28 protein-coding genes, 1 tRNA gene and 3 pseudogenes are annotated in these 25,708 nt (G+C 68.5%); 21 read left to right on the top strand and 11 right to left on the bottom strand.

Annotated elements, in window-relative coordinates; all coding sequences use genetic code 11:
- Positions 1-10: 10 nt before the first annotated feature.
- On the bottom strand, positions 11-769 hold the full coding sequence (locus tag HNP84_RS02665) for a 3-hydroxybutyrate dehydrogenase (RefSeq protein ID WP_246517708.1): 759 nt from the start codon (positions 767-769) through the stop codon (positions 11-13).
- Positions 770-913: 144 nt separating this feature from the next.
- Between HNP84_RS02665 and HNP84_RS02660 the strand changes: the two genes are divergently transcribed.
- Together HNP84_RS02660 and HNP84_RS02655 are read left to right on the top strand one after the other, a co-directional pair.
- The gene (locus tag HNP84_RS02660; protein WP_185047669.1) at positions 914-1,465 is read left to right on the top strand and encodes a PadR family transcriptional regulator; all 552 of its coding nucleotides are present in this window, start codon (positions 914-916) and stop codon (positions 1,463-1,465) included.
- Complete coding sequence (locus HNP84_RS02655) at positions 1,462-2,568, top strand: CPBP family intramembrane glutamic endopeptidase (RefSeq protein ID WP_185047668.1); 1,107 nt, start codon at positions 1,462-1,464, stop codon at positions 2,566-2,568. The genes HNP84_RS02660 and HNP84_RS02655 overlap by 4 nt, the downstream gene beginning before the upstream one ends.
- Before the next feature lie 204 nt (positions 2,569-2,772).
- Here the strand turns inward: HNP84_RS02655 and HNP84_RS02650 are convergent, their stop codons facing one another.
- A complete protein-coding gene (locus HNP84_RS02650) occupies positions 2,773-2,961 on the bottom strand; it encodes a hypothetical protein (protein ID WP_185047667.1) in 189 nt (62 codons plus the stop codon).
- A gap of 238 nt (positions 2,962-3,199) precedes the next feature.
- Here HNP84_RS02650 and HNP84_RS02645 point away from each other — a divergent pair, with 238 nt between their 5' ends.
- The gene (locus HNP84_RS02645) at positions 3,200-3,580 is read left to right on the top strand and encodes a hypothetical protein (protein WP_185047666.1); all 381 of its coding nucleotides are present in this window, start codon (positions 3,200-3,202) and stop codon (positions 3,578-3,580) included.
- A gap of 1 nt (position 3,581) precedes the next feature.
- On the opposite strand, the gene HNP84_RS02640 is transcribed toward HNP84_RS02645, so the two are convergent.
- Together HNP84_RS02640 and HNP84_RS02635 are read right to left on the bottom strand one after the other, a co-directional pair.
- Positions 3,582-4,349 (bottom strand): DUF6461 domain-containing protein, encoded by a 768-nt coding sequence (locus HNP84_RS02640; RefSeq protein WP_185047665.1) that lies wholly within the window; start codon positions 4,347-4,349, stop codon positions 3,582-3,584.
- A 174-nt stretch (positions 4,350-4,523) separates the two neighbouring features.
- Complete coding sequence (locus HNP84_RS02635; protein ID WP_185047664.1) at positions 4,524-6,389, bottom strand: DNA/RNA helicase domain-containing protein; 1,866 nt, start codon at positions 6,387-6,389, stop codon at positions 4,524-4,526.
- Between the two features lie 462 nt (positions 6,390-6,851).
- Between HNP84_RS02635 and HNP84_RS02630 the strand changes: the two genes are divergently transcribed.
- Positions 6,852-8,726 (top strand): DUF2075 domain-containing protein, encoded by a 1,875-nt coding sequence (locus HNP84_RS02630; protein ID WP_185047663.1) that lies wholly within the window; start codon positions 6,852-6,854, stop codon positions 8,724-8,726.
- Positions 8,727-8,975: 249 nt separating this feature from the next.
- Positions 8,976-9,488: a hypothetical protein gene (locus HNP84_RS02625; RefSeq protein WP_185047662.1), complete on the top strand. Its 513-nt coding sequence runs from the start codon at positions 8,976-8,978 to the stop codon at positions 9,486-9,488.
- Here the strand turns inward: HNP84_RS02625 and HNP84_RS02620 are convergent.
- Positions 9,428-10,498 carry a hypothetical protein gene (locus tag HNP84_RS02620; protein WP_185047661.1) on the bottom strand — a complete coding sequence of 357 codons (1,071 nt, stop codon included), beginning with the start codon at positions 10,496-10,498 and terminating at the stop codon, positions 9,428-9,430. The genes HNP84_RS02625 and HNP84_RS02620 overlap by 61 nt on opposite strands.
- A gap of 509 nt (positions 10,499-11,007) precedes the next feature.
- Between HNP84_RS02620 and HNP84_RS02615 the strand changes: the two genes are divergently transcribed.
- The 3 genes from HNP84_RS02615 (at position 11,008) to HNP84_RS02605 (ending at position 14,281) form a co-directional block, all read left to right on the top strand.
- Complete coding sequence (locus HNP84_RS02615; protein ID WP_185047660.1) at positions 11,008-11,478, top strand: hypothetical protein; 471 nt, start codon at positions 11,008-11,010, stop codon at positions 11,476-11,478.
- A gap of 1,681 nt (positions 11,479-13,159) precedes the next feature.
- A complete protein-coding gene (locus HNP84_RS02610; RefSeq protein ID WP_185047659.1) occupies positions 13,160-13,651 on the top strand; it encodes a GntR family transcriptional regulator in 492 nt (163 codons plus the stop codon).
- Between the two features lie 66 nt (positions 13,652-13,717).
- Complete coding sequence (locus HNP84_RS02605) at positions 13,718-14,281, top strand: HD domain-containing protein (protein WP_312923471.1); 564 nt, start codon at positions 13,718-13,720, stop codon at positions 14,279-14,281.
- Positions 14,282-14,289: 8 nt separating this feature from the next.
- On the opposite strand, the gene HNP84_RS02600 is transcribed toward HNP84_RS02605, so the two are convergent.
- The 3 genes and pseudogenes from HNP84_RS02600 to HNP84_RS02590 form a co-directional block, all read right to left on the bottom strand.
- Positions 14,290-14,784 (bottom strand): hypothetical protein, encoded by a 495-nt coding sequence (locus HNP84_RS02600; RefSeq protein ID WP_185047657.1) that lies wholly within the window; start codon positions 14,782-14,784, stop codon positions 14,290-14,292.
- 68 nt (positions 14,785-14,852) lie between these two features.
- Positions 14,853-15,328, bottom strand: a pseudogene (locus HNP84_RS02595) (NUDIX domain-containing protein).
- A gap of 3 nt (positions 15,329-15,331) precedes the next feature.
- Positions 15,332-16,066, bottom strand: a complete 735-nt coding sequence (locus HNP84_RS02590; RefSeq protein ID WP_185047656.1) for a helix-turn-helix domain-containing protein — start codon at positions 16,064-16,066, stop codon at positions 15,332-15,334.
- Positions 16,067-16,218: 152 nt separating this feature from the next.
- Here HNP84_RS02590 and HNP84_RS02585 point away from each other — a divergent pair, with 152 nt between their 5' ends.
- Both HNP84_RS02585 and HNP84_RS02580 read left to right on the top strand, forming a co-directional pair.
- Entirely contained in the window at positions 16,219-16,434 is a 216-nt protein-coding gene (locus HNP84_RS02585) for a hypothetical protein (protein ID WP_185047655.1), read from the top strand.
- Positions 16,431-16,622 carry a hypothetical protein gene (locus HNP84_RS02580; RefSeq protein WP_185047654.1) on the top strand — a complete coding sequence of 64 codons (192 nt, stop codon included), beginning with the start codon at positions 16,431-16,433 and terminating at the stop codon, positions 16,620-16,622. The genes HNP84_RS02585 and HNP84_RS02580 overlap by 4 nt, the downstream gene beginning before the upstream one ends.
- Here HNP84_RS02580 and HNP84_RS02575 read toward each other — a convergent pair.
- Complete coding sequence (locus tag HNP84_RS02575) at positions 16,582-16,950, bottom strand: GntR family transcriptional regulator (protein WP_185047653.1); 369 nt, start codon at positions 16,948-16,950, stop codon at positions 16,582-16,584. The genes HNP84_RS02580 and HNP84_RS02575 overlap by 41 nt on opposite strands.
- Positions 16,951-17,041: 91 nt before the next feature.
- On the opposite strand from HNP84_RS02575, the gene HNP84_RS02570 reads away from it, so the two are divergent.
- The 8 genes from HNP84_RS02570 to HNP84_RS02540 all read left to right on the top strand — a co-directional run bounded on the left by HNP84_RS02570 (position 17,042) and on the right by HNP84_RS02540 (position 22,490).
- The gene (locus tag HNP84_RS02570) at positions 17,042-17,371 is read left to right on the top strand and encodes an SCO3933 family regulatory protein (protein WP_185047652.1); all 330 of its coding nucleotides are present in this window, start codon (positions 17,042-17,044) and stop codon (positions 17,369-17,371) included.
- The gene (locus HNP84_RS02565) at positions 17,364-18,683 is read left to right on the top strand and encodes an FtsK/SpoIIIE domain-containing protein (RefSeq protein WP_185047651.1); all 1,320 of its coding nucleotides are present in this window, start codon (positions 17,364-17,366) and stop codon (positions 18,681-18,683) included. The genes HNP84_RS02570 and HNP84_RS02565 overlap by 8 nt, the downstream gene beginning before the upstream one ends.
- 18 nt (positions 18,684-18,701) lie before the next feature.
- The gene (locus HNP84_RS02560; RefSeq protein ID WP_185047650.1) at positions 18,702-19,283 is read left to right on the top strand and encodes a DUF2637 domain-containing protein; all 582 of its coding nucleotides are present in this window, start codon (positions 18,702-18,704) and stop codon (positions 19,281-19,283) included.
- A gap of 126 nt (positions 19,284-19,409) precedes the next feature.
- Positions 19,410-19,571 carry a hypothetical protein gene (locus HNP84_RS02555; protein ID WP_185047649.1) on the top strand — a complete coding sequence of 54 codons (162 nt, stop codon included), beginning with the start codon at positions 19,410-19,412 and terminating at the stop codon, positions 19,569-19,571.
- A 4-nt stretch (positions 19,572-19,575) separates the two neighbouring features.
- Complete coding sequence (locus tag HNP84_RS54680) at positions 19,576-19,698, top strand: hypothetical protein (RefSeq protein ID WP_281395992.1); 123 nt, start codon at positions 19,576-19,578, stop codon at positions 19,696-19,698.
- Positions 19,699-19,834: 136 nt separating this feature from the next.
- Positions 19,835-21,169 (top strand): replication initiator, encoded by a 1,335-nt coding sequence (locus HNP84_RS02550; RefSeq protein WP_185047867.1) that lies wholly within the window; start codon positions 19,835-19,837, stop codon positions 21,167-21,169.
- Positions 21,166-21,351 (top strand): helix-turn-helix domain-containing protein, encoded by a 186-nt coding sequence (locus HNP84_RS02545; RefSeq protein ID WP_185047648.1) that lies wholly within the window; start codon positions 21,166-21,168, stop codon positions 21,349-21,351. Before HNP84_RS02550 ends, HNP84_RS02545 begins: the two co-directional genes overlap by 4 nt.
- The gene (locus tag HNP84_RS02540) at positions 21,348-22,490 is read left to right on the top strand and encodes a site-specific integrase (RefSeq protein ID WP_221335742.1); all 1,143 of its coding nucleotides are present in this window, start codon (positions 21,348-21,350) and stop codon (positions 22,488-22,490) included. Before HNP84_RS02545 ends, HNP84_RS02540 begins: the two co-directional genes overlap by 4 nt.
- Here the strand turns inward: HNP84_RS02540 and HNP84_RS02535 are convergent.
- A tRNA-Arg gene (locus HNP84_RS02535) sits at positions 22,456-22,528 on the bottom strand. The genes HNP84_RS02540 and HNP84_RS02535 overlap by 35 nt on opposite strands.
- A 173-nt stretch (positions 22,529-22,701) precedes the next feature.
- Here HNP84_RS02535 and HNP84_RS02530 point away from each other — a divergent pair.
- The 3 genes and pseudogenes from HNP84_RS02530 to HNP84_RS57040 all read left to right on the top strand — a co-directional run.
- Positions 22,702-23,892 (top strand): sensor histidine kinase, encoded by a 1,191-nt coding sequence (locus tag HNP84_RS02530; protein WP_185047647.1) that lies wholly within the window; start codon positions 22,702-22,704, stop codon positions 23,890-23,892.
- Positions 23,885-24,343: pseudogene (locus HNP84_RS02525) on the top strand (response regulator); the annotation flags it as partial. The gene HNP84_RS02530 and the pseudogene HNP84_RS02525, both read left to right, overlap by 8 nt.
- A 702-nt stretch (positions 24,344-25,045) precedes the next feature.
- Positions 25,046-25,261, top strand: a pseudogene (locus HNP84_RS57040) (response regulator transcription factor); the annotation flags it as partial.
- On the opposite strand, the gene HNP84_RS02515 reads toward HNP84_RS57040, so the two are convergent.
- Positions 25,207-25,701 (bottom strand): MaoC family dehydratase, encoded by a 495-nt coding sequence (locus tag HNP84_RS02515; protein WP_185047646.1) that lies wholly within the window; start codon positions 25,699-25,701, stop codon positions 25,207-25,209. The pseudogene HNP84_RS57040 and the gene HNP84_RS02515 sit on opposite strands and share 55 nt — an antisense overlap.
- Positions 25,702-25,708 lie beyond the last annotated feature (7 nt).

The following is a 25,708-nucleotide window of genomic DNA, read 5'->3' as shown; positions in this document are numbered from 1 at the left end:
CGGCGCGGTGCTACCGAGCGGTCCATCCCCCGTCCACGGGCAGCGACACCCCCGTCACGAACCCCCCGTGCGGCCCGCACAGGTACGCCACCAGCTCGGCCACCTCCTCCGGCTCGACCAGCCGTTTGATCGCCGCCGGGGCCACCATGATCCGCTCCACGACCTCGCCGGGCTCGATCCCGTGCGCCTCGGCCTGCGCCGCGATCTGCTTCTCGACGAGCGGGGTGCGCACGTATCCCGGGCTGACGCACACGGAGGTGACCCCCCGCCCGCCGCCCTCCAGCGCCACGACCTTGGAGAACCCCTCCAGCGCGTGCTTGGCGGTCACGTAGGCGACCTTGTACGGCGAGGCCCGCAGCCCGTGCACGGAGGAGATGTTCACGATCCGGCCCCAGCCGCGCTCGTACATGCCGGGCAGCACGGCCCGGGTGAGCAGGAACGGCGCCTCCACCATGACCCGCATGATCGCGGAGAACACCTCGGGCGGGAACTCCTCGATGGGCGCCACGTGCTGGAACCCGGCGTTGTTCACCAGGACGTCCACGCCGCTCAGCATGCCCTCGGGGAACGCCTCGACGAACCCGTCCGCCCCGAGATCCGCGACGACGGCCGTCCCGCCGACCTCCGCCGCCACCTTCTCCGCGGCCTCGCCGTCCACGTCCACGACGATCACATGCGCCCCGCCGGCGGCCAGCCGCCGCGCGCACGCGCGCCCGATCCCGCTCCCGGCCCCGGTGACCAGCACCCGCCGCTCCGCCAGCTCACTCATGTCCCCGAATCTAGGCACCGGCCGCCCCTCTCCCCATGTGGCAGGTCCCCACATCCGAGACTCCGCCTATATAGGCCCATGCCACCCTGGCCAACATCAAAACATCTCTGCTAGATATATATCTGTCAGATAGAAGGGACTCCCATGGCGAGACGCGACCAGAGCGAGATGGCGATCCTCGGCGGCCTGAGCATGCAGCCCATGACCGCGTACGCCCTGCGCGAGGCGATCCGCGACGTACTGGGGCACTTCTGGAGCGAGAGCTTCGGCCAGATCTACCCCACCCTGAACGCCCTGGAAGAGAAGGGCCACGTACGCCGCCGCGAGGGCCCCCGCGCGGGCTCGTCCATCTTCGAGATCACCGAATCGGGCGCCGCCCGCCTGCACGAACTCCTCAGCGAACCCATCACCACCACACCCCCGCGCAACGGCCTCCTGCTGCGCCTGTTCTTCGGCCGCACCCTGGGCGAGGACCGCTGCCGCGAACTCATCGAAGAGGCCAGGGCCGACGCGGAACGCCGCCTGGCCGACTACGACGCCCTGGCCAGGACCGTCACCACCCAGGAAGCCGACTCCCCCGACCTGCCCTACAACCTGATCACGATCGCGGCCGGCCGCCACGGCGCCCAGGCCACGATCGGCTGGGCCGACGAGGCCCTCGCCCTCCTGCCCGCCACCAAGAAGGCGACCCCATGACATCCCCACCCAACACGCCGCAGCCGACCACACCGCGGCCGATCACACCGACCACGCCCGCGCCGACCACGCCGACCACGCCCCCATCCACCACGCCCCCGCTCACCACGCCCCCATCCACCACGCCTCCGCCGACCACGCCCCCGCTCACCACGTCCTCAGCCGTCACGCCGCCACCCACCGCGCCCCCACCGGTCACGCCCATCACACCATCGCCCCCACCCACCACGTCCCAGGCCACCACGCCGCAGGCCACCACGCCGCAGGCCACCACGCCCCCACCCACCGCGCCGCCACCGGCCGCCACGCCGGCCTCCCGCCGCCGAGCCCGGATCAACTTCGCGGTCTGGGCCGTGATCGCGGCAGGCGCGGGCTGGCCGTTGATGACGTTCGGCGACGCCTCGTCCGCCCAGGGCCTGTGGATCCTCCTCCCGGCCCTGACCGCCTTAGCCCTCCACTACCTCCACCGCGACGGCGCCGGCCCCCTGGGCCTGACGCTCCGCATCGCCCACCCCGTACGCTGGTTTGCCTTCGCCACGGTCCTCTACCCGGCCGCCGCCGTCGTCACGACCGCCGCCGCCGTCCTGACCACGGCCGCCTCCTTCTCCGCCGCCCCCGCCCCCGGCGAACCGCCCCTCCTGGCGGCCATCGCGACCGCGATCCCCGCCCTGCTGCTGAAGAACCTCCTGGAGGAGTTCATCTTCCGCGGCTACGGCACCCGCACCGCCCTGGCCCTGGGCGTCCCCCGGCTCGCCGCGCACGCCCTGGTCGGCCTGGTCTGGATGCTCTGGCACATCCCCCTCTACCTCGCCTGGACCCCCGAGGCGGACCTGCGGGCGTCCACCACCCTCCCCTGGCCCTGGCTGCTCGTGGGCATAGTCCCGCTGGCCGCCCTCTTCGGCGAGCTGCGCATCCGTACGGGCTCCATCTGGCCCGGCATCGTCCTGCACACCATCAGCAACGCCGTCTCGGCCCCGCTCCTCTTCAACGGCCACCTGCACTACACCGGCCACTCCGACGCCCTGCTGGGCATCACCCCGGCCTCGGCGGCCTGCATGCTGATCTTCGGAGCGGCGGCGTACGCCCTGAGCCCCCGCAAGTAGCGCCGCCACGCGAGAAGGTCGCCCACCAGCGGCGGCACCCTCCAACGCACACCCTCCAAGTCCGCGCCATGCGACGCCACACCCTCCGATGCCACACCCCACCGACGCCGTGCCATGCGATGCCACCCGATGCCACGCCCCACCAACCCCGCTGCTGACGAGGTCGCCGGCTGTGCGCTGCGCCGGCGACCCGATCACGCTCGGCTAGACGGCCTGCGTGAGCTGCGAGCACTCGCTGGCGCCGGGCGACACGATCGGCACGTTCACCGAGACCACGTCGCTCAGCACGTTGCCGGTGCAGACGATCGCCTGCGCCGACGCGGCGGCGGGCGCGGCGACGACCGCCACGGCGGCGGCACATCCGAGCACGAGGATCTTGATGGGGGTACGCATGGGATTCTCCTTCCTGTGGGTGACATGCGCACCACCCATAGTCACTCTCCGTAGCAAATCAGTCACGACACGCAATGGTTGCCGAGCGGCCACACTTCCCCACCGCCCCGGCCCACCCAACCGAAGAGGGCCCAAGCAAAATTCCCTACCCGGACCTGGCCCGAGACTCACCAGGATCATGATTCGTCTGCGACCATGTGCTCACAGACAGTAGGGTCAATGACCGAGGCGGGGGTACGTGGACGTAGAGGCAGAGGTCGCCGACCTGAAGCTCCGCATGAACAGCCTGGAAGCTGCGGGGCTCGGCGGCTTCGAGACGGGCGGCCCGCCGGCGGACCTCCTGGCCGAGATCCGTGATCGCATGCACGGCATGCAGCTCGGCATGGCCGCGCTGTCCCTGGGCCTCGCCGAGGTCAGGGCCGACGTCGCCCAGGTCCGGGCCGAGATGAAGGACGAGTCCGAGGCCGTGACCGTCGAGATCGCCGGCGTACGCTGGCAGCTCCGCGAACAGTCCGCTGCCACCCGCGCCGAGATCCAGGCGACGCTCGACGCCCTGCTGCGCGAGGTGGGCGGCCTGAGCCGCCGCATCGACCGCCTGCTGAAGTCCGACAGCGCCTAGGTCAACGGACCGACGCCCCGCGGATCAGGTAGCGGGTGTGGGCCTGGTCCATCCAGGCCCGGTCGATCTCCCTGCCCGTCACCCTGCCGACCAGCGCCAGGGCCGACGTCAGGCACGTCGCCATGGGCGGGTGATACCCGTTGCAGGCGAGCGCGACGAGGTCCTGCCACTCGCCGGGCATGTCCTCCTCGCCGTGGTCTTCCCCGTTCTCCAGCCGAGCCTCCTCCCACGCGCAGTACTCCAGCCACCCCGGCGGCAACTCCGGGTCGCTCCGCCAACCGGAGTCGCTGAGATCGAACCGCAGCCCTTGGGCGTAGGAGTCGAGTGCGTGAGGGTCGCTCCCCCAGCGCTCGCCGGGAACGGTCACGCTGAGCCCCGTGACGTACTCGCCGTCAACCGCGTATTCGAGATCACGCGGCCCGTTCAGGCCCCAGCTCACCAGCAGCGCCCGCCCGCCGTACGACAGCTCCCGCAGGCCCGTCTCGCAGTCGGCCCCGCGCACCTGGATGATCTGCGTCCACCCCGCGGTCAGCGGCCCGGCCCAGACGATCCCCGCGTCACCGTCGGCAGGCCGCCCACGCACGGCGTCCGTCCATGCGCACACGACCCCGTCGTCCACATCCGCCACCGACGCGCCCAGACGCCTGGCGGCCTCCCACACCTCCAGGCCCTCCACCCACGCGGCCATGAACCACTCGCCCATGCCGTAGGACCGGACAAGATGCCACAGCCGCTCCGACCCCCGCACTCCCGTTTCCTCCCGCGTCACAGTCACCTCCCAGTCCAGCTCCCCACCACGCCACCCGCCAGCAGGACAAGCGCGAGCACGGCGACAACCCACCGGCGCAGCCCTCGCGTTCGAGCCCGACCGACAGCCGCGCGGGCAGCGCTCCGGGACCGCCTGCTGCAGAAGATGCGCGCGCCTGACAGGGAGACGACCGGCTCAGGTCTCGGCAGGGATAAGACGCTGCAGGAAGTCGCGGAGCGACGGGTCTACCGCATAGATCACGGTGCCGCGCATGCCGCGCGTGAGCAGTACCTTGTACACATTGCGGACCAGCCGCTCGAACTCGGCGTCCGGCACCGTCTTCTTGCTCTTGAAAGCGGGGTCCCGGTTGTTCTCACGCACCGTGACCAGCCGTCCATCCCGAACGCTGAGATCCGGCCCGAGGATCACGCCGGACCAGTCGTACTCGAACCCTTGGGCGGTGTAGACGCATCCGACCTGACCGAAACCGCTCGGCTCGGTGGCCCACAGCATGCTGGGCGGGGCGTCTCCGACCGCGCGGTCCTTCTTGACGTTCCAGGGCCGTGACCAGTCCCCGATGACGACATCGTCCACCAGGGAATCGTCCGGGCGGGGCTCGCTCCAGACCCAGCAGTAGCCGGCGGTCATGCGGGCTGTCCCCGGCTTGGCGCGCAGTGCGGCCTCGAGTTCCTGGGGCGAGTGCACGAGGCGTACCTCGAAGTCGTCGTCGCCGTTCCACGGTATCGGGCCTCCGTCCGCGAGACCGAGGAGGCGAAGCACCCATTGCTCGTAGACGCGGCTGCCGCCACACCTGAACTGCTCGTCCAGGGACACCCGGCTGACCTCGTAGCCCTGCGACCGAGCATACGTCTCGATGGCGTGAACGGTGCCGATCTCACCAGGCCGCACCACCTGATGCTCATCGAGGAGGAACACCGGCACCCGGGCGGCCGCCATCAGCTCGTCCAGTTGACTCCGGCCGGTGCGCTTGGCAGCGGGCGTGAAGCGGTTCGTCGAGGTCTCGCGGATGCGATGTGCCTCGTCACAGATCAGCACGTCGAGGCCGTTCCGCTCGGCCGCGGTGAAGCTGTTGAAGTACATGAAAAGGTTCTTGACGCGGGTGCTTCCACGGCCGGGGTAGCGGCGCATGGTCTGTGTGAACGACTGGGAGCCGGTCGCGTGCAGCGCGGTCCTGCCCTGGCGGTAGAGCTCGCCCAGCAGCGAAAGGGCGATCACGCTCTTGCCGCTGCCCGGGCCACCCGTGACGATGACGACGTGCTTGAAGTCGGACCTGCGCGCCTTCTCGACCGCGCGCATGACGAGTTCGTACGCGACCTGCTGCTCGTCCAGCAGAGTGAACTGCTCCCGCTCCCGGATCTCCCGGGCCGCATGCGCCATGAGCTGCTTGCTCGGCGCGACAGCGCTTTCCAGGAGACGATCGGCGGCCTCGGCGCCAGGCTTGTCGGCCAGGCGTTCACGCAGGTACCGGTGGAACTCGCCACGGCGCTGTTTGGTGAAGAGCCTGGCACGTTCGTCACGTACCTGGTCGCGCAGGCCATCGATGTCGAGTTCCATGGCGTTGTGCAGGTAGGCGACACCGTGCACCGCCTGCGGCCTGTCGCGGAGCACTCCGAGGAAGTCGCACATGTACTCGCAGTACCGGCGGACCTGCTCGGCCGGGTGCAGGATCTCTCGACCCGGCATGCCCTCGACGATGACCAGATGCTCACCCTGCTCTGACGGCTCAGCGCGGTTCCACTGCTTGAGTTCCACGACCACGTAGGAGTCGTCGCCGGTGTGCGGATGAACGCCGGCGAGCACCACGTCCACCCGCCTGCTCGTCAGGGGCAGCTTGTACTCGACCAGCATCTCGACTTTCGTCAGGCCGGCGTCGGCCAGATCACGGGCGAGGGCAGGCAGACTGCGTTCCCACGCTCGTACCTCTGCGGGCGAGGGGCCTCGGCCGGTGGTCCTCCGCACATGCTCGCTGATCACCTCGGCGAGCACCGCCTCGTTCGGCGAGGCAAGCAGATTCTCGACGGACAGCCGCAATGCCGTCACAGGCTTCCCCCAGGCAGCACGAATCGAGTCGCGCGGGTGGGGGCGTATCCACTACGGCGCTCAGCCGTCCAAGCGCGGAAGCCCGTCGGGCCGCAACAAGGTCGTCAAGAGGCTACCGGAGGCGGTTTCCCTCGGAAAACCAGATGCAGCGAACGAGGCGCGGCAGGATCTCGCCGTCCCGCCGAGGGACTGCCACCTCCGAGCGTCCCGGCGGCGAGTAGCCGAGCGGCCCTCATCTGGCTGCGACTTCACCGCCGCTGACGGTCGGAAGCCATAGATCCAGCCCAGATGACCGACTTATGACCCGCCCATAGTCGGCGAATCCCCCTCATCGGGCGAGCACCGCGAATCAGGATCGGTCACATTCAAAGTGATCAAACGCCACTAAAGTAATAGTCGCACCATCCTTCGTCCCCCTCGCCTGCCGGCCTCAGGCCGGCGTCGTCTCGAAGGAGCGCTTTCGTGGCGTTGCAGTGCCTTTATCAGAGCAGTGCCGGCGAGCTCGCCGCTGCCATCGCTCGCGGCGGCTTCAGCGACGACCTGGAGAAACGCTTTCGAGAAGTCTTCTGGGAGAGGCCCGACAAGCGAGAGGTGCGCTCCTGGGCCAACAGCATTCCCACCGTCGTCCACCTGCTTGTAGAGGCCGGCCTCGGGGACGTGCAGGTGTTGCTGGAGTTGAAGGCCCCGATCACCGACGTCCGCATGGACATGGTTCTGGTCGGCACCTTCCCGCAAACGGACCTCATGTCGGTTGTGGTAGTGGAGAACAAGCAGTGGCGCTGGGTCAGGCCGGACGCCGGCATGGTGCGACTCAGCGACGACGGAGCGCCGCAGCTCCACCCGGCCAATCAGGTGTGGGGCTACCTGCAGGTGTTACGCGGCTACGTGTCCACGCTCCGCGATGAGAAACTGTGCGGCATCGTCAACCTGCACAACGCTCCCGCCCTCATGGTTCACGCCGTCAGGCCCAAGGTGCAGGGCCTGGAGGACGTGGTGCAGAGATGGGTGGAGCTGTACGGTGCAGGGGAGCACCGCCAGGAACTCAAGGACCTGCTTCGCCGGCGGCTGTCGGGCGAGCAGGCCGCGCAACAGGCCGAAATCCTGCTGCAGGCACCCGTCAGACCCGCTGAAGGGCTGATGGCCCGCGTCTCCCAGTGCGTGCGCGAACGTACGGTATTCCCGCTGCTCGAGGAACAACGGGAGGCTTACGACTACGTGCGTCGCTCGGTGGCCTTGAGCAGGCAGGGTGCCCCCAAGGAGGTCGTGGTCATCGTCGGCGGCCCCGGCACCGGCAAGAGCGTGATCGCTGTTGAACTGCTCGGCACACTGACCCGCCAGAGGGTACATGCCATCCACGCGACCGGCAGTCGATCCTTCACACGGACCCTGTGGAGGTACGCGGGCCTCTCCGGTAATCAGCGGGGCGCTTTCACCTACTTCAACACCTTCTCGGACGCCACGCCGGGCGACATAGAAGTGATCATCGCGGATGAGGCGCACCGGATCCGCAAAACCTCGCGTGATCGGATGGACGAGGACGACCTACGCGACCCGCCGCCGCAGATCGACGAACTCATCCGCGCGGCCCGCGTACCGGTGTTCCTGCTTGACGAGCACCAAGTCGTGCGCCGTGGCGAAGTGGGATCACTCGAACTCATCCGCAACAGGGCCGAACAGCTCGGCTGCACAATGCGTGTCATCAACCTGCGGCACCAGTTCCGCTGTTCCGGCTCGCCCGAGTACGTCGACTGGGTCGAGCGGCTGCTCATGCTCGCCCCCAGCCAAGGGCGACCGATCTGGCAGCCACTGGAGAACTTCACGCTGTATGTCGCCCACACGCCGCTGGCGATGGAGAACTACCTGAGAGCGCGCGTGGCGGAGAACTACAAGGCCCGCATCGCCGCGGGATTCTGCTGGCCATGGAGCAAGCCGAATCCCGACGGAACGCTCCCGGACGACGTCGTCATCGGCGATTGGCGACGCCCATGGAACTCCAGAGCCGACGAGTACATCAAGGGGATCCCGCCATCATGGCTATGGGCCACCGACCCGGCAGGCTTCGGCCAGATCGGCTGTATCTACAGCGCCCAAGGGTTCGAGTATGACTACGCCGGCGTCATCATCGGGCGGGACCTGGTGTGGCGGAACGGGTGGCGGGCCGAACGCCGCTACAACCGGGACCCGGACCAGATCAACGCAGACGACTTCTACACAGTGATCCGTAACACCTACCGGGTGCTGGCGACTCGCGGTATGCGAGGAGCCGTCCTCCACTCCGTCGACCCCGCGACCAACCAGCTACTGATCGACTTGGGCGTCCCTGTCCTCGAGAGGTGAAAATGGCGTGGGCCATCTACTCCCCCGCCGCTTCGCCGTCTGCCACGACTGCCCTGAAGCAGCACCGCCTGACCGTCTGCCGGGGCGCCGCTGGTCCACCCGGCGGCAACGAGGTGACGATTGGGCAACGCCCGGCGCGCCGCCCTGGAGGAGTGGGCAGGGTGGTGGGCTATGACGCCCCAGCCTGCATCCCTCACGCAAAGCGTCCTACCAGGCGTACTTACCGCGCTGGGGTGGCAGGGTTGCCAGGTGGTCACGGTGCGCGCGCTCAGCACCCTTCGGGTGGTGGTGTGCGAGCTGGACGAGCCCGAGCACGCCAGGCGTCAGAAAGCCGGGTTGATCCCTACGGCCGACGCTCTGTTGCTGCACTGCCGAGCACATGTCGCTCCTTCGTTCCTCCAACGGCCGTCACCAGTGCGTATCCGCGGAGCTGTCGCCGTACGAGCCTCGTGGCGGTCGGCACGGGCGAACCTAGCGGGTTTCGCCGCTTTCGGCGCCCGCGTGGCCGTCCTGCCCGCGAAGGTCGCACACCGGGATGCCGTACGGGCCGAGAGCATCTATCACGGCTTTGGTCTGCTGGCCGCAGAGAAACCCCAGGAGGTGATCCAGGCCCCGGACGCCTACGTCAGCGTCGAGCGGACATGGGCCCACCGCCTCGTGGAGGAGATCGTCTACGACGCCCTGTTGTCGCAGCAGACCGTTCAACGCCGGGACCTGGGCAGCCAGGCGTTCATGAAAGCGGGTGGATCCCAGGTGAGGTGATACTCGTTCTGAATCCAGTGGTACCACCCCAGTGCGTCACTGATCGCCCGCTCCCATGAGGCTGGGCTGGTGATCTGCTGGTGAAGGTCGTCCAGGATGCTGATGTTGTGGGCGGCGAGGCTGAGATCCGTACAGGCCGCGAACCGATCCATGGTGCGGTTTCCGCATTCGACGCAGTAGCAGCGCCACATGTTCTCATCCACATCGTCGCGGCGCTGGACCTGCGCCCAGCCTTCGGCGATCCGCTCAACGTTCATGAACGTCATCAACCGCGGGACGATTGCGTGCCGCGCTCGCACCCCTGTGAAAGGAGGCCCCTTCCTGTCGGCTGGGTACAGATGCCGTAAGGCGGAAGTAACCCCGACCGCGGCCCACATCGCGCCGTGGGCGATAGCCCCCAGGCCGGAGATGTCCGTGCACAGGAGACCGACCGGCACCTGCGTTTGGCTGAGCAGGTCTTTGAGCCCGCTGACCGCGTACCGAGTGCCGAGCGGGTCACGGGCGTGTTCCAGGACGAGCGCCACCGGAACCTCGTGCTGATTCACCTCGCCGGTCAATAGCTTCACACCCGGATCCGCGAGCCAGGAGATGTGCAGAGGTAAGACAGCGCAGACGTTGTCCCCGGCCCGTGCCGCCTGCTCCAGGATCGCGACCAGGGCCTCCTGATCGCCTTCTCCTATGTACCCGGAGTCGGTGAGCACGGTCGCCGTATTCAGTTCACGCTGGCTCTCCAACCAGCAAGGATCGAACCGCACCGTCCCGCGCGGCCGATTGTTCGCCGCGTAACGACGCCGATCGGCCAGGACCGGCCGGGTCATCTCTCGCACTCTCCCGAATGCGGCGATCAGAGCCTCAGCCCCGCTCACCACGATTCCCCCGTCGCCGTCGGCGCCTATCGACCAGAATTCTCCTGCCCGGTCAGCCGGGACCTGTGTGAGCAGCCGGTTGGTCAAATCGAATCGGCCACGATCACGATCTCCGGACCGTTTGCTGGCATCGGTGGTGCTCATTGCGATCTAGCCCTTCCATCCCTCGCCGAAGAAGGGAACATCCCCGATCCGTTCTGACGGTGACCGTCCGCCCACTCACTAGTCAAGTCACTGTCAAGTGTTCTGAAGCGAGGGGCGATTCCTGAGGAAGAACGCATTGTGTGCGATTGCCCGAAGGCCCGCTTCCATCGACGCCACGGTCAGCGGACAGGCCGAAACGGGCGCACGCGGATGCCCTCGGCAGTGCGATCGTGAGGGCGGCACGAGAATGGTCGGGACAAGCATCGAAGGGCGCGGCGATGAAGTGCTGAGACTCGACCCGCCGGCGGAAGAGCTCGCCACCGTCCAGGCCACTCACTCGGGCTAGGCGAATTTCATCGTGCAGCGCATGAAGGAAACGCCTTCGCGAACTTCCGATCAACGAGATCGGCAACTACTCCGGTGAGGCCAGGCTGTCGAGTGGCACCACGATTGTGGAGATTCGTGTTGATGGCGGTTGATCTTTCCAACGCGAGTCATACATTCGACCCTTGAGAGATCGGGTCGCGTCGGCGGTGGCGGCTGATCAACGCGCGAGCCTGGTGACGCTGCCAGAAAGCCGAGCAGGCCAGGAAGTGCCCCATGAACGTTGGCCGCCGGGATCACGATCCGGACGAGGGCGAGGCGAAACGGTCGTCGCCGACATCGCCGACCAGTCGAGCACCGGTCAGATCCCAGCCGGGAAGCTGGCGATGAGCGCGTCGTCGCGTGCGCGCAGGCGGCAATGGTGGTTCTTCCGGCGCCGTGACCGACGCACAGGCGGCGTCCAGCACGGCCAGCAGCACCAGGGCCTGGGTGCCGGGTTACCGCAGGTGCTCGGCGCGCAGCCCGGCATGGATCTTCTCGGTCCAGACTTGCAGGTGGTAGATCCGGCCGTGGCGCTTGAGGGCGGCGCTGATCTGCGGCCGAGTCAGCCGGAGGGCTGCGACGAGGGTCCGGGCGACGCCTGCGGGATCGTTTGAGGACGTTGCTGCATGCGGCTGCCGCACGGAGATCAAAAAGACCCTCCGGGATGATCCCGGAGGGTCTTTTCTGTTGCGCGGCCGAGAGGACTCGAACCCCTAACCTTCTGATCCGTAGTCAAGCGGAGGGCCGCGGTCGAGAGTCGGCGCCGCTGCTCAACCGTGTAACGCCGTACGGGACGATCAGGCCGTGTGAGGCGGCGTTGCTGTACTTCCCTGCTGTACAGCAGACCACAGCAACCCGCGTATCCGGTGGCAAGCCGACCCGGAGCGCAGGGCCGCCAGGCCCGAGCACCGGAAGCGGCGCGGCAGCCCGACCGTCCGCTTTCCTGTCGGAGCAATCGTCCTGCTCAGCTAGTCGAGGCCATAGTCAGGCGAGTGCGGATGGTGGCGCGATGCGTCGGCGCGTGAGGACGTTACTGTCGCTACGACCTTGCCACCGATGGTTTGATCAGAGTCGAAGTCAGCAATCGTCCGAATACCACCATCTGTCACCTTCCTGTTTGATGGCTCAGATTTCCCCCTGATTCCTCCACTACGCGTGGAATGTCGCTATGTTTTGATGAGCGATTTCAAAAATATGCTGTATGATTTGGTCATGCCAAAGAAGCGTATTCAGCTATCTCCTACAGAAGAACTTGCCAGAGCTAGCATTGAGCAAACCCTCGGGGTTCCGGTAGTCCAGCATGATGATCAGTCCAGAACAAGCATGCACGACTTGCAGATCATTTACCCGGACCGCCCGCCCGCCCCCGTCGAAGTCACTTCCGATGTGGACGGTGAAGCGCTTGGGACCCTGAATAGCCTTCCAAAGTTTGATGATGGCTTTTGGGAGGCATCTAGCCTGCGTAACTCGTGGATTCTTCATACAATCTCGAAGCCACCGTTGAAGCTTTTGCACAAACAGGCGGAAGGCCTCTTGTCCACTCTAGAAAAATGGAACGTTTCGAGGTTTGACGAGTGTCAGGTGCAGACATGGGATGTCGACCGTCGTCATGGAGTAGTAGGGGCTCAGCACCGCGCCAACACTGCTCGCCGACTCCGCGCTCTGGGAGTCCGTAGCGCTGATGCGATACCTATAGGACCCTATGGCCCGCGGATCGGCTTGATGATGGAGCTCGGCGGTGGAGTCTGGAATTGGTCAGCCGACGCTGTAGTGCAGTGGATAGACGCCTTTATGGCGGATACAGCCAATCAGGACAACCGATCGAAACTCGCTTCTACGGAGAGCGTCGAGGCGCATCTAGCTGTTTACGCACACATGAACAGCGTTGATTGGCCTGTATGGCGATCTCTCGAAGATCACACAGAGCTCGCTACTGTCCCTACGATGCCTCCTACTCTTGTCGCCCCTATAACGCACCTATGGCTCATCCCAGCACCGTGGCACAAGACCGGAATAGCGTGGAATAAGAAGCGAGGTTGGTACCGATTTTCGCTGGCAATTTGATTGAGACTCCGGTTCTGTGGGAGCGCCTCGTCCTTGACGTGCTACTCGCGTCGCTTGCACCCGCTACCTCAAGCGTTCAGGCGATCCGGAAGCTGCGAGTGGCTCCTTTACTCAGAAGTTAAATCCGTCCAAGGTAGATGTAGAGCATCGAGCGGAGCTCGAGAGAGACTGAGGCGCAGTGGCGCGAGGGCGAGCAGGGTGAGCTGCGCATCGATCTGAGCAAGATGGTCGATGCCTACCGCGGCTGAACCGGCGGCTTCCGGCCGGTGGCTGACCGGAGGGCGAATCTACCCGCAGATCGCCGACCGGCTCCGGGAGCGGATCGCCTCGGGTGAGTTCCCGCCGGGCAGCGCGCTGCCCTCGGAGGCGGCGTTGGGCCGCGCCTTCGGGGTGGCGCGCAACACCGTCCGGCGGGGGCTGGCGATCCTGGAGGACGAGGGCCTGCTGGTCACCATCCCCGCCAAGGGGCGGATCGTGTGCGGGGCCGCGCCGGCGGCGCCGTACCGATACCTGGTGATCGCTGAGACGCTCCGCGAGCAGATCGAGCGCGGAACGCTCGCGGCCGGCGCCCCGATCCCCAGTGAGGCCGCGCTGCGGCGGCGCTTCGCCGCTTCGCGCAACACGGTGCGCCAAGCGCTGGCCGTGCTGGAGCGTGAGGGCCTGGTGGTGGCCGAGCATGGCCGTGGCCGGTTCGTCCGTGAGCAGGGCGAGCAGCGAGGGTGAGACGTCCTGGGACGTCTGGCCGCGTCGTCTGACCCGGTTCGGTCCCGGATGCCTATTGTGTGGCGTGTGGGACAGGTTGAGTGGGCGTACGGGCTGGCCAAGGATCTGCTGGAGACCGCCTTGCCCCGGCGCTGGGCGCACACCCAAGGCGTCGCCGAACGGGCCGAGAGCCTGGCGCCGCTCCTCGGCCCGGACACCGGCACCCTGATCGCCGCCTGTCTGTTGCATGACATCGGGTACGCCCCTGACCTGGTGGACACGGGCATGCATCAGCTCGACGGCGCCCGGTACCTGCGTGACGTGGCCGGTGCCGAGGAACGGCTGTGCCGGTTGGTGGCCTACCACTCGTGCGCGGACAACGAGGCACGGCAACGGGATCTGTACGAGGTGCTGGCGGCCGAGTTCGACACCGAACGGCCGGACCTGGCGCGGGCGCTGACCTACTGCGACATGACCACCAGCCCGGACGGCCGGCGCGTGGACGTACGCGACCGGCTGGCGGAGATCCACTCTCGCTACGGTGCCGAGCATCTCGTCTCTCGTTCGATCACCGCAGCGACCCCGTGCATCCTCGCGGCGGTGAGAAGCGTCAGCGCCGCATTGAAGGGCAGCCGTGACCAGAAAGCGTGATCAATGTGTTAGAGCTTGGCCTTGGTCGGCGTGGATTCCGACCTGTGGCGTCCCTGCATGAGCCACTCGGCAAGATGATCAGCGCATGCATGCAGCGCCTCCAGAGAGGCCGTCACGAGCTGCTCTTTAGGAGGGTTATCTCCCTCTGCCAACTCCAGGGCGCGCCTGAGATCGCCGATCTTCTGAGAGAACGCGTTGCCCACCTCCTGCCCGAGAGAGAACATGGCGATCTCAGCCTTCAATGCCTTGAGCGTCCATTCCTTGCTGTCGGTGATGTGCGGCACTGTGGCCTGGTTGTCGAGGGCCTTGGTCAGCTGGGTGTCTATGTCAGCAAGGAGAAGGAAGAACTCGATCGCGCTGGTACGGGCCTCGATCTCAAGTGCGGCTCGTCTCTCGTGGCGCCTTGTCGCTGTGACCACGGCCCAAGCAGTTATTGCGGCCACGATGCCGCCGATGACCGCAGAGAGCGCGCCTTGTAACAAGTTCGCCCACCAGCCTTGCATGCGACGCTCCCGCGGCATCTCGTGGTGACAGGTGCCGGACGCGTCAACTATGGCGGTGCTGCTGGCGATCAGCCAATATGCGGCAGGCCAACACCGGCCAGGTAGTGCTCGATCCGCATGCGCATCGACCGGTCCATGTGGAGGCCGAGCACCTGATCACGAGGACCCAGCGGACCTCGCGTGACTCGCTGCTCGGGGTCGGCGTGCCGCTGACGGCTCGGGCGATCAGGACGATGGAGAACTCCTGCCGAACCTCGCCGTTGCTGGTGTACAGGATCACGTGTCCCGGGTCGGTGTAGGTGCCGGACAGGCCGGTGATCTCGCACGTGATGCCGGTCTCCTCCAGCGTCTCGCGTACGGCGGCCTGCAGCAGGGACTCGCCCAGGTCGATGGCCCCACCGGGGACGGCCCAGTTGTCGTTGTCGGTGCGGTGGATCATCAGCAGGTCGCCGGCGTCGTTGGTGACGATGACGTTCACCGACGGGACCAGGCTGTTGGCCTTGGGCGCGTCGGGGTCGTGGTGGAAGTCGATGCGCCGGCCCATGGCTCAGGACCCTACCGGGACAGCCCGCTCCCAGACCCTTTCGAAGCTTTCGGCGTAGGTGGCGACCATGTCCCCGCCGGCCACCCGGCGCAGGTGCAGGACGGCGGCGTTGCCGGCGCCGTACACGTGGGTGTTGACCAGGAATTCGTCGTCGGCCCGGTAGATCGAGTTGTACAGGATCGTGTCGTGGAGCCGGATCTCGACGTTCTCCAGCCCCGTGATCGGCCGGTACAGGACCAGGGCGCTGCGGATCTGCGGGGCCATGCCGTCGCCGACACCCCCATCCGCGCCACGCTGGGCGACCTCGGCGCAGTCGGGATCACCGAGCAGGATACGCACCCGCACCCCCTCCCGCGCCTTGTCGGCGAACAGCCGCACCAGGCCTGCGTCATCAGCCAGGAACAGCCCGCTGTAGACCAGGACGCCGATCTCCTGGGACGCCCCGCCGAACAGCCGTCCCCACACGTCCCGGGGAACGGTCCAGCGGTGCGGGTACACGGCGATGACCTCGCTGTGCGAGGCCGCGGCGACCTGGTCGCGGGACAACGCGTCGGGGCACAGGTAGGACTCGTCCACGCCCAGGTACGAGGCCGTGGCGAAGCGGTGTTTGCGGTACGGTTCGCGGCCTTTGGTGATCCAGCGTTCGACGGTCTTGGGATCGACCTCGATCGCCTCGGCCAGGTCGGCGATGGTCACGCCTTTCCGCAGAAGCGCCGCGCGTAGCCGTTCGTTCGCCATCTCACCCGCCAGTGGGGACGTCCGGAGACCGCAACATCGTAGGCCGAACGTCTTGAACATGTCCCGTCGTGTAGTGATCTCGTCCTCACGCTCCGCCGCATTCTCGGTTGCACGCAGCCACAACGGCTTCCGACAGAAGGAGGGGACGCACGATGACAGGCAAGATCAAGCTTCCGGACGGGGCGCCCTCGTGCTGGTGCGGCAACGCGCTGGCCGAGGGGCAGGCGCAGTGCTCCAAGTGCCTGGCGCGGGAGCGCTGGGCGAACAGGCGGCGGGCCAGGAACCGGCGCGAGCGGCGGCGGGCCGAGTCCAGGCGTCCTCCGCGCGGCCCTCGTACCGTCGTGGCGGCGAGGGTGAGCTGGACGTGAGCTGGCTTCCGCTGATCGTCGCCGGGGTGTTCGGGGTGGCGCTGCTGGCCGGGTACGTGACGGTGCTGGTCGGCATCCGCCGTGAGGACAGGGGCATGACCCTGCGCCGTCAGGCTGACGGGGTGCCGGCGTCGCTGGCCCGCAGGGTCACCGGCTGCCACGTGCGGAACGGCGTGTCGTGGACGTAGCAAGCTGCTCCTCGACCTTCGCCAGGCGCGCCGACAGGTCTTGTACGGCGGTGCGCAGCTCGGCGACCTCGTCGGCCAGGTCGCTGCCGGCCGAGGCGTCGGCCTGGTCGCGGACGAACACGCCCTTGCCCTGCTGGCCGATGACCAGGCCCTCGTTGCGCAGGATGCCGACGGCCATCTTGACCACGCTCAGCGAGGCGTCGTACTGCTCGGCGAGCTGGGCGGTGGAGGGCAGCGGGGTTCCGGGCGCGAGGGCGCCGCCTCGGATCTGGGCGCGGAGATCGTCGGCGATCTGGAGGTAGCCGGGCCGCCCGGTGTGCTTGACCATCGCGTCAATCTCACCACACCAAGACAGCCACGCCAACTGATCCAACTAGGTTAACTATGTTGACCAGGACGAACAAGGAGGTCATCACGCCATGCGTACGATCCCGATCCCGGTGGACACCGGCAAGCTCACCATCACCTGCGTCAAGGCCCCGCGCCCCCGCGTCCTCAACCGGGACACCGGCGAGATCAAGACCGACAAGAACGGCAACACCGTCTACGAGGTCACCGTCTCGGTCGAGGACGAGTCCGGCCGCATCGAACTCGTCAAGATCGGCACCACCGGCGAACCGCCCATCACCGCCGGCGACCCGATCAACGCCGTCGGCCTGCTCGGCTACGTCTGGGAGATCGCCGGCCGCTGGGGCATCTCCTACCGCGCCTCGGCGCTCCTGCCGATGCGGGAGGCCGCCGATGCCTGACCTGCCGGCCTGGCTCGCGGCTCTTCCCCTGATCGGGGCGGGGCTGTGGGCCTGGCGCCGCTGGCACTACCCGTCGTTCTGGCTGATCGCCGCCTTCCCGCTCGTCGCCCTGTCGGTGCGGGCGTCCTGGCGGCGGGTGGCGCTCGGGTGCGGGCTGACCAAGAAGCGACAGCGCTGGTGGTTCACCACCGTCCCCGGCCTGATCGCCTCGACCGGCATCGTCCGCGTCAGGCGCCGCTTCCAGCGGGTCGCCGTGGACACCAAACCGCTGATGTGGCTGCCACGGCCCACCCGGCACGGCTGGCGCGTCACCCTCCACACCCTGGAAGGCCAGACCCCCGGCGATTACACCGACGCCGCCGAACGCCTCGCCCACTCCTGGAGCGTGCACGCCATCCGCGTCTCCTCACCCGGCCCCGGACGGGTGGTCCTGTCGGCGACCATGCGCGACCCACTCGTCACCGTCAACCAGCTCCCGCCCTCGACCGACCTGCTCAAGGTCACCGTGGGACGACTGGAAACCGGCCGGCCCTGGATGATCGACTTCCGCACCGTGCCGCACTGGCTCAACGCCGGCGCAACACAGTCCGGCAAGTCCAATCTGGCCAACGCCCTGATCGTCGGCCTGGCCCCACAACCGGTCGCCCTGGTGGGCATCGACCTCAAGGGCGGCGTGGAGTTCACCCCGTACGCACCACGCCTGTCGGCCCTGGCCACCTGCCGCGAGGAAGCCGGGCGGCTGCTGGATGACCTGGTCGCGCTGATGCTCGACCGGATGGGCGTGTGCCGACAGGCCGCCGCCCGCAACATCTGGCAACTCCCGCCCGCGCTGCGACCGGTGCCCGTCGTGGTCCTGGTCGACGAGCTGGCCGAGCTGTACCTGATGGCCGACAAGAGCGAGAAGGACGAGATCGCCCGCACCTCGACCGCGCTGCTCCGGGTCGCCCAACTCGGGCGGGCGTTTGGCATCTACCTGTTCTGCTGCGGCCAGCGCATCGGTTCCGACCTCGGCCCCGGCGTCACCGCCCTGCGGGCACAGTGCTCCGGGCGGATCTGCCACCGGGTCAACGACCCCGAGACCGCCACCATGACCCTCGACGACCTCGACCCCGCCGCCCTCGCCTCGGCCCGCGCCATCCCCGCCGAGACACCCGGCGTGGCCATCGTCGCCTCCCAGGACGGCCAGTGGTACCGCGCCCGCTCCTTCCACGTCACCGAGCACACCGCCGAACAGGCCACCCACACCCACGCCCACCTCACCCCGTCCTGGAACGAGATCACCACCCACCTGCCCGAACACGCCCACGCCTGACCGAAAGGAGGGTGCACGATGCGACGCATCACCCGCTGGCTCCTCGACACCGGCCCCGTGCTCGTCCTGGCCGCCATCGCCGGCGCCGGATCGTTCACCCACATCCGCGACACCGCCACCGAACACGGCCAGACCGGCTGGATGTCCTGGGCCGTCGCCATCTGCATCGACCTGACGTGCGTCATGGCCGCCCGCGAACGCCAACGCGACAAGCAGACCGGCCGCCGGCGCAACGGCCCGATCTCCTGGCCCGTCCTCGTCCTGACCGGCGGCATCGCCCTGTCCCTGGCCGCCAACCTCGAACAAGCCGACCCGACGGTATGGGGCTGGATCACCGGCGCCACCCCGGCCGCCGCCTTCCTCATCGCCGTCTCGATGCTGGAACGCCGCGCCACCACTCCCCACCCCGCGCCCACTCCGGTCCCCCAGAACGAACGCCGCAGCGGACCGGCCCCGGCCCTGATCGACTACGCCCGCCGCATCGCCGACGAACACCACGCCCGGCACGGCACCCCCATCACCGGCGATGCCCTGCGCACCCGCCTCGGCGTCTCCGACCAGCTCGCCACCGACCTGCTCCACACCCTGCGCACCACCTGACGAAGGGAGACCCACATGACCGACGACCGCACCGCCATCATCACCGGCCTCCGCGCCCTGGCCGACTTCCTCGACGCCCACCCCGATCCCGCACCCGCCACCTGACCACGAACGGAGAACCCGATCATGCGTATCCGCATCGACGGCACCCGAGCCGAGATCATCGACGCCCTGTTCCGGCTCCGCCTGCACTTCACCATCTGCGCCGTCTCCCGCGTCTACCCCGACCGCGGCAGGCCCCACCACTGGCGCGTCTACCTGACCACCCGCCCACGCGAAAGGAGGTAACCCCGTGCCCGAACCCCTGCCGGTGATCCGCTACCGCTGCTGCACCTGCAACGGCACCGGCCTGGACGACGACCGCGAGCGGTGCCGCGACTGCGACGGCACCGGCATCGACGACTACGGCGCCTGAAACGCGCGGCGCCCCCGGCCTGGCCGCACATCCGCCAAGACGAACGCCAGGTCGGGGGCCATCCCCTCACCCGAACGAGTGAAAGGAGGTCTCCATCTTGCCCGCCCGCACCACCAACCCGCACGCCCTCACGGGTATGATCACCCGGCTCAACAGCCCCGACTACGACCGCTGGGCCGCCCAGGTCCACCGCACCGGCGGCTGCCGCCAGCCCATCCACCTACGCGGCAAGGTCGAACACTACGACCAGGCCACCGGCCGGCTCCTGCACCGCTACACCACCCGTACCGAACCTGACGGCGTTCTGCGCCTGCCCTGCAAGACCCGCCGCGCCTCCCGCTGCCCGTCCTGCGCCGAGGTCTACCGCGCCGACACCTACCACCTCATCCGCGCCGGCCTCATCGGCGGCAAAGGCGTCCCGGAAACCGTCACCGCACACCCGACCCTGTTCGTCACCCTCACCGCCCCCTCCTTCGGCCCCGTCCACGCACGCCGCGAGCAGAACGGCAAGGCCCTGCCCTGCCACCCCCGCCGCGACGCCGCCACCTGCCCGCACGGCCACACGCTGTCCTGCACGACCAAGCACGCGCCCGACGACCCGCGCCTCGGCGAACCGCTCTGCCCCGACTGCTACGACTACACCGGCTCGGTCCTGTTCAACGCTCTGGCCCCGCTGCTGTGGAAGCGCTTCGCCGACTCCCTCCGCCGCCACCTGGCCAAGGCCGGCGGGCTGCCCCTCAAGGATCTGCGCCATCACCTGACCGTCTCCTTCGCCAAGGTCGCCGAGTACCAGCGGCGCGGCGCCGTCCACTTCCACGCCGTCATCCGCCTCGACGGCCCCGGCGGCCCCACCGCACCACCACCGCCCTGGGCCACCACCGACACCCTGACCGACGCCGTCCACCACGCCGCCCGCGTCGTCAGCGCCCTCGTCCCCGCTCACGAGGGCCAGCCTGCCCGCCTGTTCAAGTGGGGCACCCAGCTCGACACCCGCCCCATCACGCTGACCGGCGACCTCACCGAACAGGCCGTCGCCGGCTACATCGCCAAGTACGCCACCAAAGCCGCCGAATGCGTCGGCACCCTGGACCGCCGCGTCAACCCCCTCGACAACCTCGACGCCTACAACCTGCGCGACCACGCACGCCGCCTCATCACCGAATGCCTCCGCCTGGGCGCCATCGAGGCCCTGGCCGACCTCCGCCTGACCCAGTGGGCCCACATGCTCGGCTTCCGCGGCCACTTCTCCACCCGCTCCCGCCACTACGGCCCCACCCTCGGCGACCTGCGAGCGGCCCGCGAACACCACGCCCGCACCGACGACATCACCACCGGCCGCCTCCCGCTCTTCGACGAGGACACCGTCCTGGTCATCAGCGAGTGGCAGTACGCCGGCAAGGGCCACTCCGCCGGCGACCTGCTCCTGACAGCCGCGCTCACCGGAACCCCGCTGCCCGGGGGCCGCCCATGACGCGACTCCTCCTCACCGTCCCTGAGGCGGCCAACGCCCTGGCCATCTCCCGCAGCAAGCTCTACCAACTGCTCGCCACCGGCGCTCTCGCCTCGATCCGCATCGACGGCTCCCGCCGCATCCCCGTCACCGCCCTGACCGACTACATCACCCGCCTCGTGGAAAAGGAGGACGCGGCATGACCAGCACCCCCGCAGACAGCCCGGACAAGCGTCCCCGCAAGAAGACCCCGAAGCTCCGCGACGGCGTGGTGAAACGCGGAACCACCTGGTCCTACGTCGTCCGCGTCAGGGACCCGGAGACCGGCGAGAGCCGGCCCCGCTGGGTAGGCGGCTTCGCCACGGAGGACGACGCCAAGGCCGCCCGTGACGAGGCGCGGGTCAAGGCCAGGCGCGGCGAGTACATCGACCGCAACACCATCACCGTCGCCGAATACCTCACCGAGTGGATCGAGGCTCACGCCGTCGAGATCAAGCCCAAGACGCTCGCGGACTACCGGTACCTGCTCGACCGGTACGTCAAGCCGCGCGTCGGTGACCTCCGCCTTCAGGCCGTGCGCCCTTCTACGATCACGAAGCTGTACAGGGACCTCATGGCCGGTGGCGGCAGGAACGGCCGGCCGCTCTCCTCCCGCACCATCGACTACGTCCACGCCGTCCTCCGGAAGGCGTTCCGCGACGCGGTGAACGTCGACGAGCTGCTTCCGTCCAACCCGGTCGAGAGGGCCAAGCGTCCCCGCCGTGAGACGCACGAGCCTGGCACTGTCTGGACGACGGACCAGCTCAAAGCCTTTCTCCTGCACGCCCGTGAGCACCGGCTATGGGTATTCCTCCATCTGGCGGCCTACACCGGGGCCCGTCGCGGCGAGCTTCTCCACCTGCGGTGGTCGGACGTGGACCTCGACGGCAAGCAGCTGGTCATCACGGGGTCGGCCGCGTTCATCGACGGTGAGCGCGTCGAGGGGACCACCAAGAGCGGCAGGGAACGCATCGTCAGCCTTGACGACGGCACGGTCCGGGTCCTCCGCGACCAGCGCAGGATGCAGGCCGCCGACAAACTCGCGGTCGGCCCCGAGTGGCGTGGAGCCGATGACCACGTGTTCACGACCGCCTGGGGCGAGCCGATCCATCCCGATACGGTCAGCTCGCTCTTCCCGATCCTGATCAAGCGCTACAACAAGGCCCACCCGGACGCGCCGCTACCGCATGCCCGGCTGCACGACCTGTGTCCTGACAAACACGAAGGCCCGCTCCAGGTTTCCCCTAGTAGCGGGCCTTTCTGCTGTGCGCGGCCGAGAGGACTCGAACCCCTAACCTTCTGATCCGTAGTCAGATGCTCTATCCATTGAGCTACGGCCGCTGGTGGTGTGTTGCCTTCGCCTGGGTGGCGGGGCGACGAAGACAACTGTACCGCATGCGCTCAGGTGGTAGAGCCAACTGCTGCCGGCCCCCGGTCGGCGTACATCGTTCGGTGTAGCGGGATCGTGCGTGGTGGGGAGGCGGGGTGGTCCCGGGGCGTGATGGGGTGGAGGCATGAAGCGGGACGTGTGGCTGGCCCTGGGATGTCTTGCCGGGGGGTTGGTCCTGCTGGCGGGGGACGCCTACATGCGGCGCGGGGTCGAGGAGTGGATGTTGGTGCCACCGCTGGTGGCGGTGTGTGCGGCGGTCGCGGTGCGGCGGCGGGCGCCGCTGGTGGCATTGGGGTTGGGGCTCGTGGGGATCAGCGGGGATCTGGTGGTCGGGCCGTCGTTGGGGACGGTGCTGGTGTTCACCGACAACCTGTACGCCGCCACGCTGTACGGGCCGCGGGCGATCGTCCGGTGGATGCTGAGGATCACGGCCGTGCTCGCGGTGGTGGTGGGCGCCGGGGCCTGGGTGGTCGCCGGGGACTGGCGGGTGCTCGCCGTCGCAGCGGTGCAGGCAGGGCTGGTGCTGACCACGCCGGTGCTGACGGCGGTGATCATTCGGCAACATCGCGAGCAGGCGGAGGCCGAGCGGACGCGGGCGGAGCAGGTGGCGCGGCTGGCGGAGCTCGACCGGCGGGCGGCGGTGAACGAGGAGCGTACACGGATGGCGCGCGAGCTGCACGACCTGATCGCGAATCACTTCAGCGCCATCGCCATACAGGCCACGGGTGTCCTGTCGCGATCCGACCTGGACGCCGCGACCGTACGGAAGGTGCTGGAGAGCATCCGGGAGAACGGCGTTCAGGGGATGGCGGAGATGCGGTCCATGATCCAGTTGCTCCGGCAGGAGGGGGACGACGACGCTTCCGCCGATGTCGTACGGCGCCGCGTCGCCGATGTCGGTGAACTGGTGGAGCGGGCCCGGCTGGCCGGGGTCGAGGTGCGCCTGGAGGTCACCGGCACACCCCGCGACCTGCCCGCGGCCGTGGACCTCGCCGGCTATCGGATCGTGCAGGAGGCACTGACCAATGTGCTCAAGCATGGGGACGGCAGGGAAGCGAGCGTGATCGTGGAGTACCGGGAGCGGAGCGTGGTGGTGGCCGTGGCCAATCCGGTGCGCCGGGCCGGTGCCCCCGGGGAGTTGCCCGGAGCGGGCGCCGGAATCGTGGGCATGCGAGAGCGGGCCGCGCTGGTAGGGGGCACCCTGGAGGCCGGGCCGTGCTCGGACGGGTGGCGGGTTCGGGGGGAATTGCCGCTTCAGGACGGCGGGGACGGGCTCTGGGGGCTCGGCGGCGCCAGGGGTGGTTCCGGTGAGTGAGAACGCGCCCGTACGGGTGCTGGTGGCGGACGATCACGCGGCGGTGCGGGCCGGGATCGTGCTGATCCTGGGCGGTGCCGACGACATCGAGGTCGTGGGCGAGGCCGCCGACGGGGAGGCCGCGGTCGCCATGGCGAACGAACTGCGCCCCGATGTCGTGCTGATGGACATCCGGATGCCCCGGATGGATGGAATCTCGGCCACCCAGCGGCTCGCAGGCATCACCGACGTGCTGATCCTGACGACCTTCGACCTGGACGAGTACGTGTTCGGGGCGCTGCGGGCAGGGGCGGCCGGCTTCCTGCTCAAGAACACCGACGCACAGGCCCTGATCGATGCCGTACGTGTCGTGGCGCGCGGGGACGGCATCGTCTCGCCGTCGGTGACCCGGCGGCTGATCAAGGCGTTCGCCACGGAGCGAGGGAGAGGGGCGGGTGGCCCGCGTTCAGGACCTGCGGGTGTCGGCACGGCGTTGCCTGGATCCGCGATCCCACCGAGGTCCACGCCGGTGTCGAGGCCCGGCCCGGCATCGAGGCCCAGCCCGGCCCCGGGCGCCGCGGCACCGGCGAAGGCCACGGTCCCACCGGAGTCCGCGACACCGGCAAGGGGCGCAGTCGCTTCCGGGTCCACGGCGCCGGCAGGGGGTGGAGCCGCTTCGGGATCCGTGCCGCGGGCAGGGGGCGCGGGCGCATCTGGGGCGGCGGCGTCAGCGGGGGGCGCGGACGCATCTGGGGCCGCGACGCCGGCGGGAGGTGCAGCTCCATCTGGGTCCGCGACGCCGGCGGGGGGTGCACCTCCATCCGGGTCCGCGGCGCGCCCGGAAGCGGGGACGACTCATGCCGGGTCCGCACCGGGTGCTCCCGCGCGCCCCACGGCCGGGCCCCATCCGGCCGCCGACTCAGGTAGCGAGACCGGGACGTATCCGGCCGCGGGCACAGGCGGCGACACCAGGATGCATCCAGCCTCCGGCACACCCGGCGACGCCAGGATGCATCCGGCCGCCGGCACACCCGGCGATACCAGCATGTATCCGCCTTACGGCTCACACGGCGAGACCGGGACATATCGGGCAGGTGAGCCGTATGGCGACGCCGCCGTACCGTCCGCAATCACCGGGGGCATGGCGCAGCAACAGGCCGGGGCGGCCGGGGCGCTCACTCCTCGGGAGTGGGAGGTGCTGGCGTGCGTCGGACGCGGCCTGTCCAACGCGGAGATCGCTCGCGAGCTGAACATGGCGGAGGCCACGGCCAAGACGCACGTCAGCCGGGTGCTGAACAAACTGGGGCTGCGCAGCCGGGTTCAGGCGGCCATCTACTACTCCGAACTTGTCGCGGATTCCGGTGAGGGGTCGTCGTCGGCGGGGACGTAGAGGGACAGGGACTCGGCCACGCAGGCCGGGCGCTTGGCGCCTTCGACCTCCACGGTCAGGCGGAGGATGGAGAGCGTGCCCGACGGGGTGCCCTTGACGTCGAGGATCTCGGCGCCGGCGCGGATGCGGGAGCCCACGGGCACCGGGGACGGGAACCGGACCTTGTTCAGGCCGTAGTTGATGCCCATCTTCAGGCCGCCGACCCGGAAGAGCTCGGTCATGAACGACGGGAGAAGGGCGAGGCTCAGGTAGCCGTGGGCGATCGTGCCGCCGAACGGGCCGGACTTCGCCTTCTCCACATCGACGTGAATCCACTGGTGGTCGTCGGTCGCGTCGGCGAACTGGTTGACCTGCTCCTGGCTCACCGTACGCCACTCGGTGTAGCCGAGATGCTCGCCCTTGGCCGCCTTGAGCTCGGCCAGATCCTTGAAGATCCTCATAACCCGA

The organism is Thermocatellispora tengchongensis (assembly GCF_014202315.1).
Classification (GTDB): domain Bacteria; phylum Actinomycetota; class Actinomycetes; order Streptosporangiales; family Streptosporangiaceae; genus Thermocatellispora; species Thermocatellispora tengchongensis.
This window is presented reverse-complemented; position numbering and strand designations above follow the sequence as displayed.

What these genes read in the sequence shown, in the direction of transcription:
- HNP84_RS02665 (WP_246517708.1), bottom strand. Translation starts at nt 769, where the DNA reads ATGAGTGAGCTGGCGGAGCGGCGGGTGCTGGTCACCGGGGCCGGGAGC.
- HNP84_RS02660 (WP_185047669.1), top strand. Translation starts at nt 914, where the DNA reads ATGGCGAGACGCGACCAGAGCGAGATGGCGATCCTCGGCGGCCTGAGC.
- HNP84_RS02655 (WP_185047668.1), top strand. Translation starts at nt 1,462, where the DNA reads ATGACATCCCCACCCAACACGCCGCAGCCGACCACACCGCGGCCGATC.
- HNP84_RS02650 (WP_185047667.1), bottom strand. Translation starts at nt 2,961, where the DNA reads ATGCGTACCCCCATCAAGATCCTCGTGCTCGGATGTGCCGCCGCCGTG.
- HNP84_RS02620 (WP_185047661.1), bottom strand. Translation starts at nt 10,498, where the DNA reads ATGAGCACCACCGATGCCAGCAAACGGTCCGGAGATCGTGATCGTGGC.
- HNP84_RS02610 (WP_185047659.1), top strand. Translation starts at nt 13,160, where the DNA reads ATGCCTACCGCGGCTGAACCGGCGGCTTCCGGCCGGTGGCTGACCGGA.
- HNP84_RS02600 (WP_185047657.1), bottom strand. Translation starts at nt 14,784, where the DNA reads ATGCAAGGCTGGTGGGCGAACTTGTTACAAGGCGCGCTCTCTGCGGTC.
- HNP84_RS02590 (WP_185047656.1), bottom strand. Translation starts at nt 16,066, where the DNA reads ATGGCGAACGAACGGCTACGCGCGGCGCTTCTGCGGAAAGGCGTGACC.
- HNP84_RS02585 (WP_185047655.1), top strand. Translation starts at nt 16,219, where the DNA reads ATGACAGGCAAGATCAAGCTTCCGGACGGGGCGCCCTCGTGCTGGTGC.
- HNP84_RS02575 (WP_185047653.1), bottom strand. Translation starts at nt 16,950, where the DNA reads ATGGTCAAGCACACCGGGCGGCCCGGCTACCTCCAGATCGCCGACGAT.
- HNP84_RS02570 (WP_185047652.1), top strand. Translation starts at nt 17,042, where the DNA reads ATGCGTACGATCCCGATCCCGGTGGACACCGGCAAGCTCACCATCACC.
- HNP84_RS02565 (WP_185047651.1), top strand. Translation starts at nt 17,364, where the DNA reads ATGCCTGACCTGCCGGCCTGGCTCGCGGCTCTTCCCCTGATCGGGGCG.
- HNP84_RS02560 (WP_185047650.1), top strand. Translation starts at nt 18,702, where the DNA reads ATGCGACGCATCACCCGCTGGCTCCTCGACACCGGCCCCGTGCTCGTC.
- HNP84_RS02555 (WP_185047649.1), top strand. Translation starts at nt 19,410, where the DNA reads ATGCGTATCCGCATCGACGGCACCCGAGCCGAGATCATCGACGCCCTG.
- HNP84_RS02550 (WP_185047867.1), top strand. Translation starts at nt 19,835, where the DNA reads ATGATCACCCGGCTCAACAGCCCCGACTACGACCGCTGGGCCGCCCAG.
- HNP84_RS02545 (WP_185047648.1), top strand. Translation starts at nt 21,166, where the DNA reads ATGACGCGACTCCTCCTCACCGTCCCTGAGGCGGCCAACGCCCTGGCC.
- HNP84_RS02540 (WP_221335742.1), top strand. Translation starts at nt 21,348, where the DNA reads ATGACCAGCACCCCCGCAGACAGCCCGGACAAGCGTCCCCGCAAGAAG.
- HNP84_RS02530 (WP_185047647.1), top strand. Translation starts at nt 22,702, where the DNA reads ATGAAGCGGGACGTGTGGCTGGCCCTGGGATGTCTTGCCGGGGGGTTG.
- HNP84_RS02515 (WP_185047646.1), bottom strand. Translation starts at nt 25,701, where the DNA reads ATGAGGATCTTCAAGGATCTGGCCGAGCTCAAGGCGGCCAAGGGCGAG.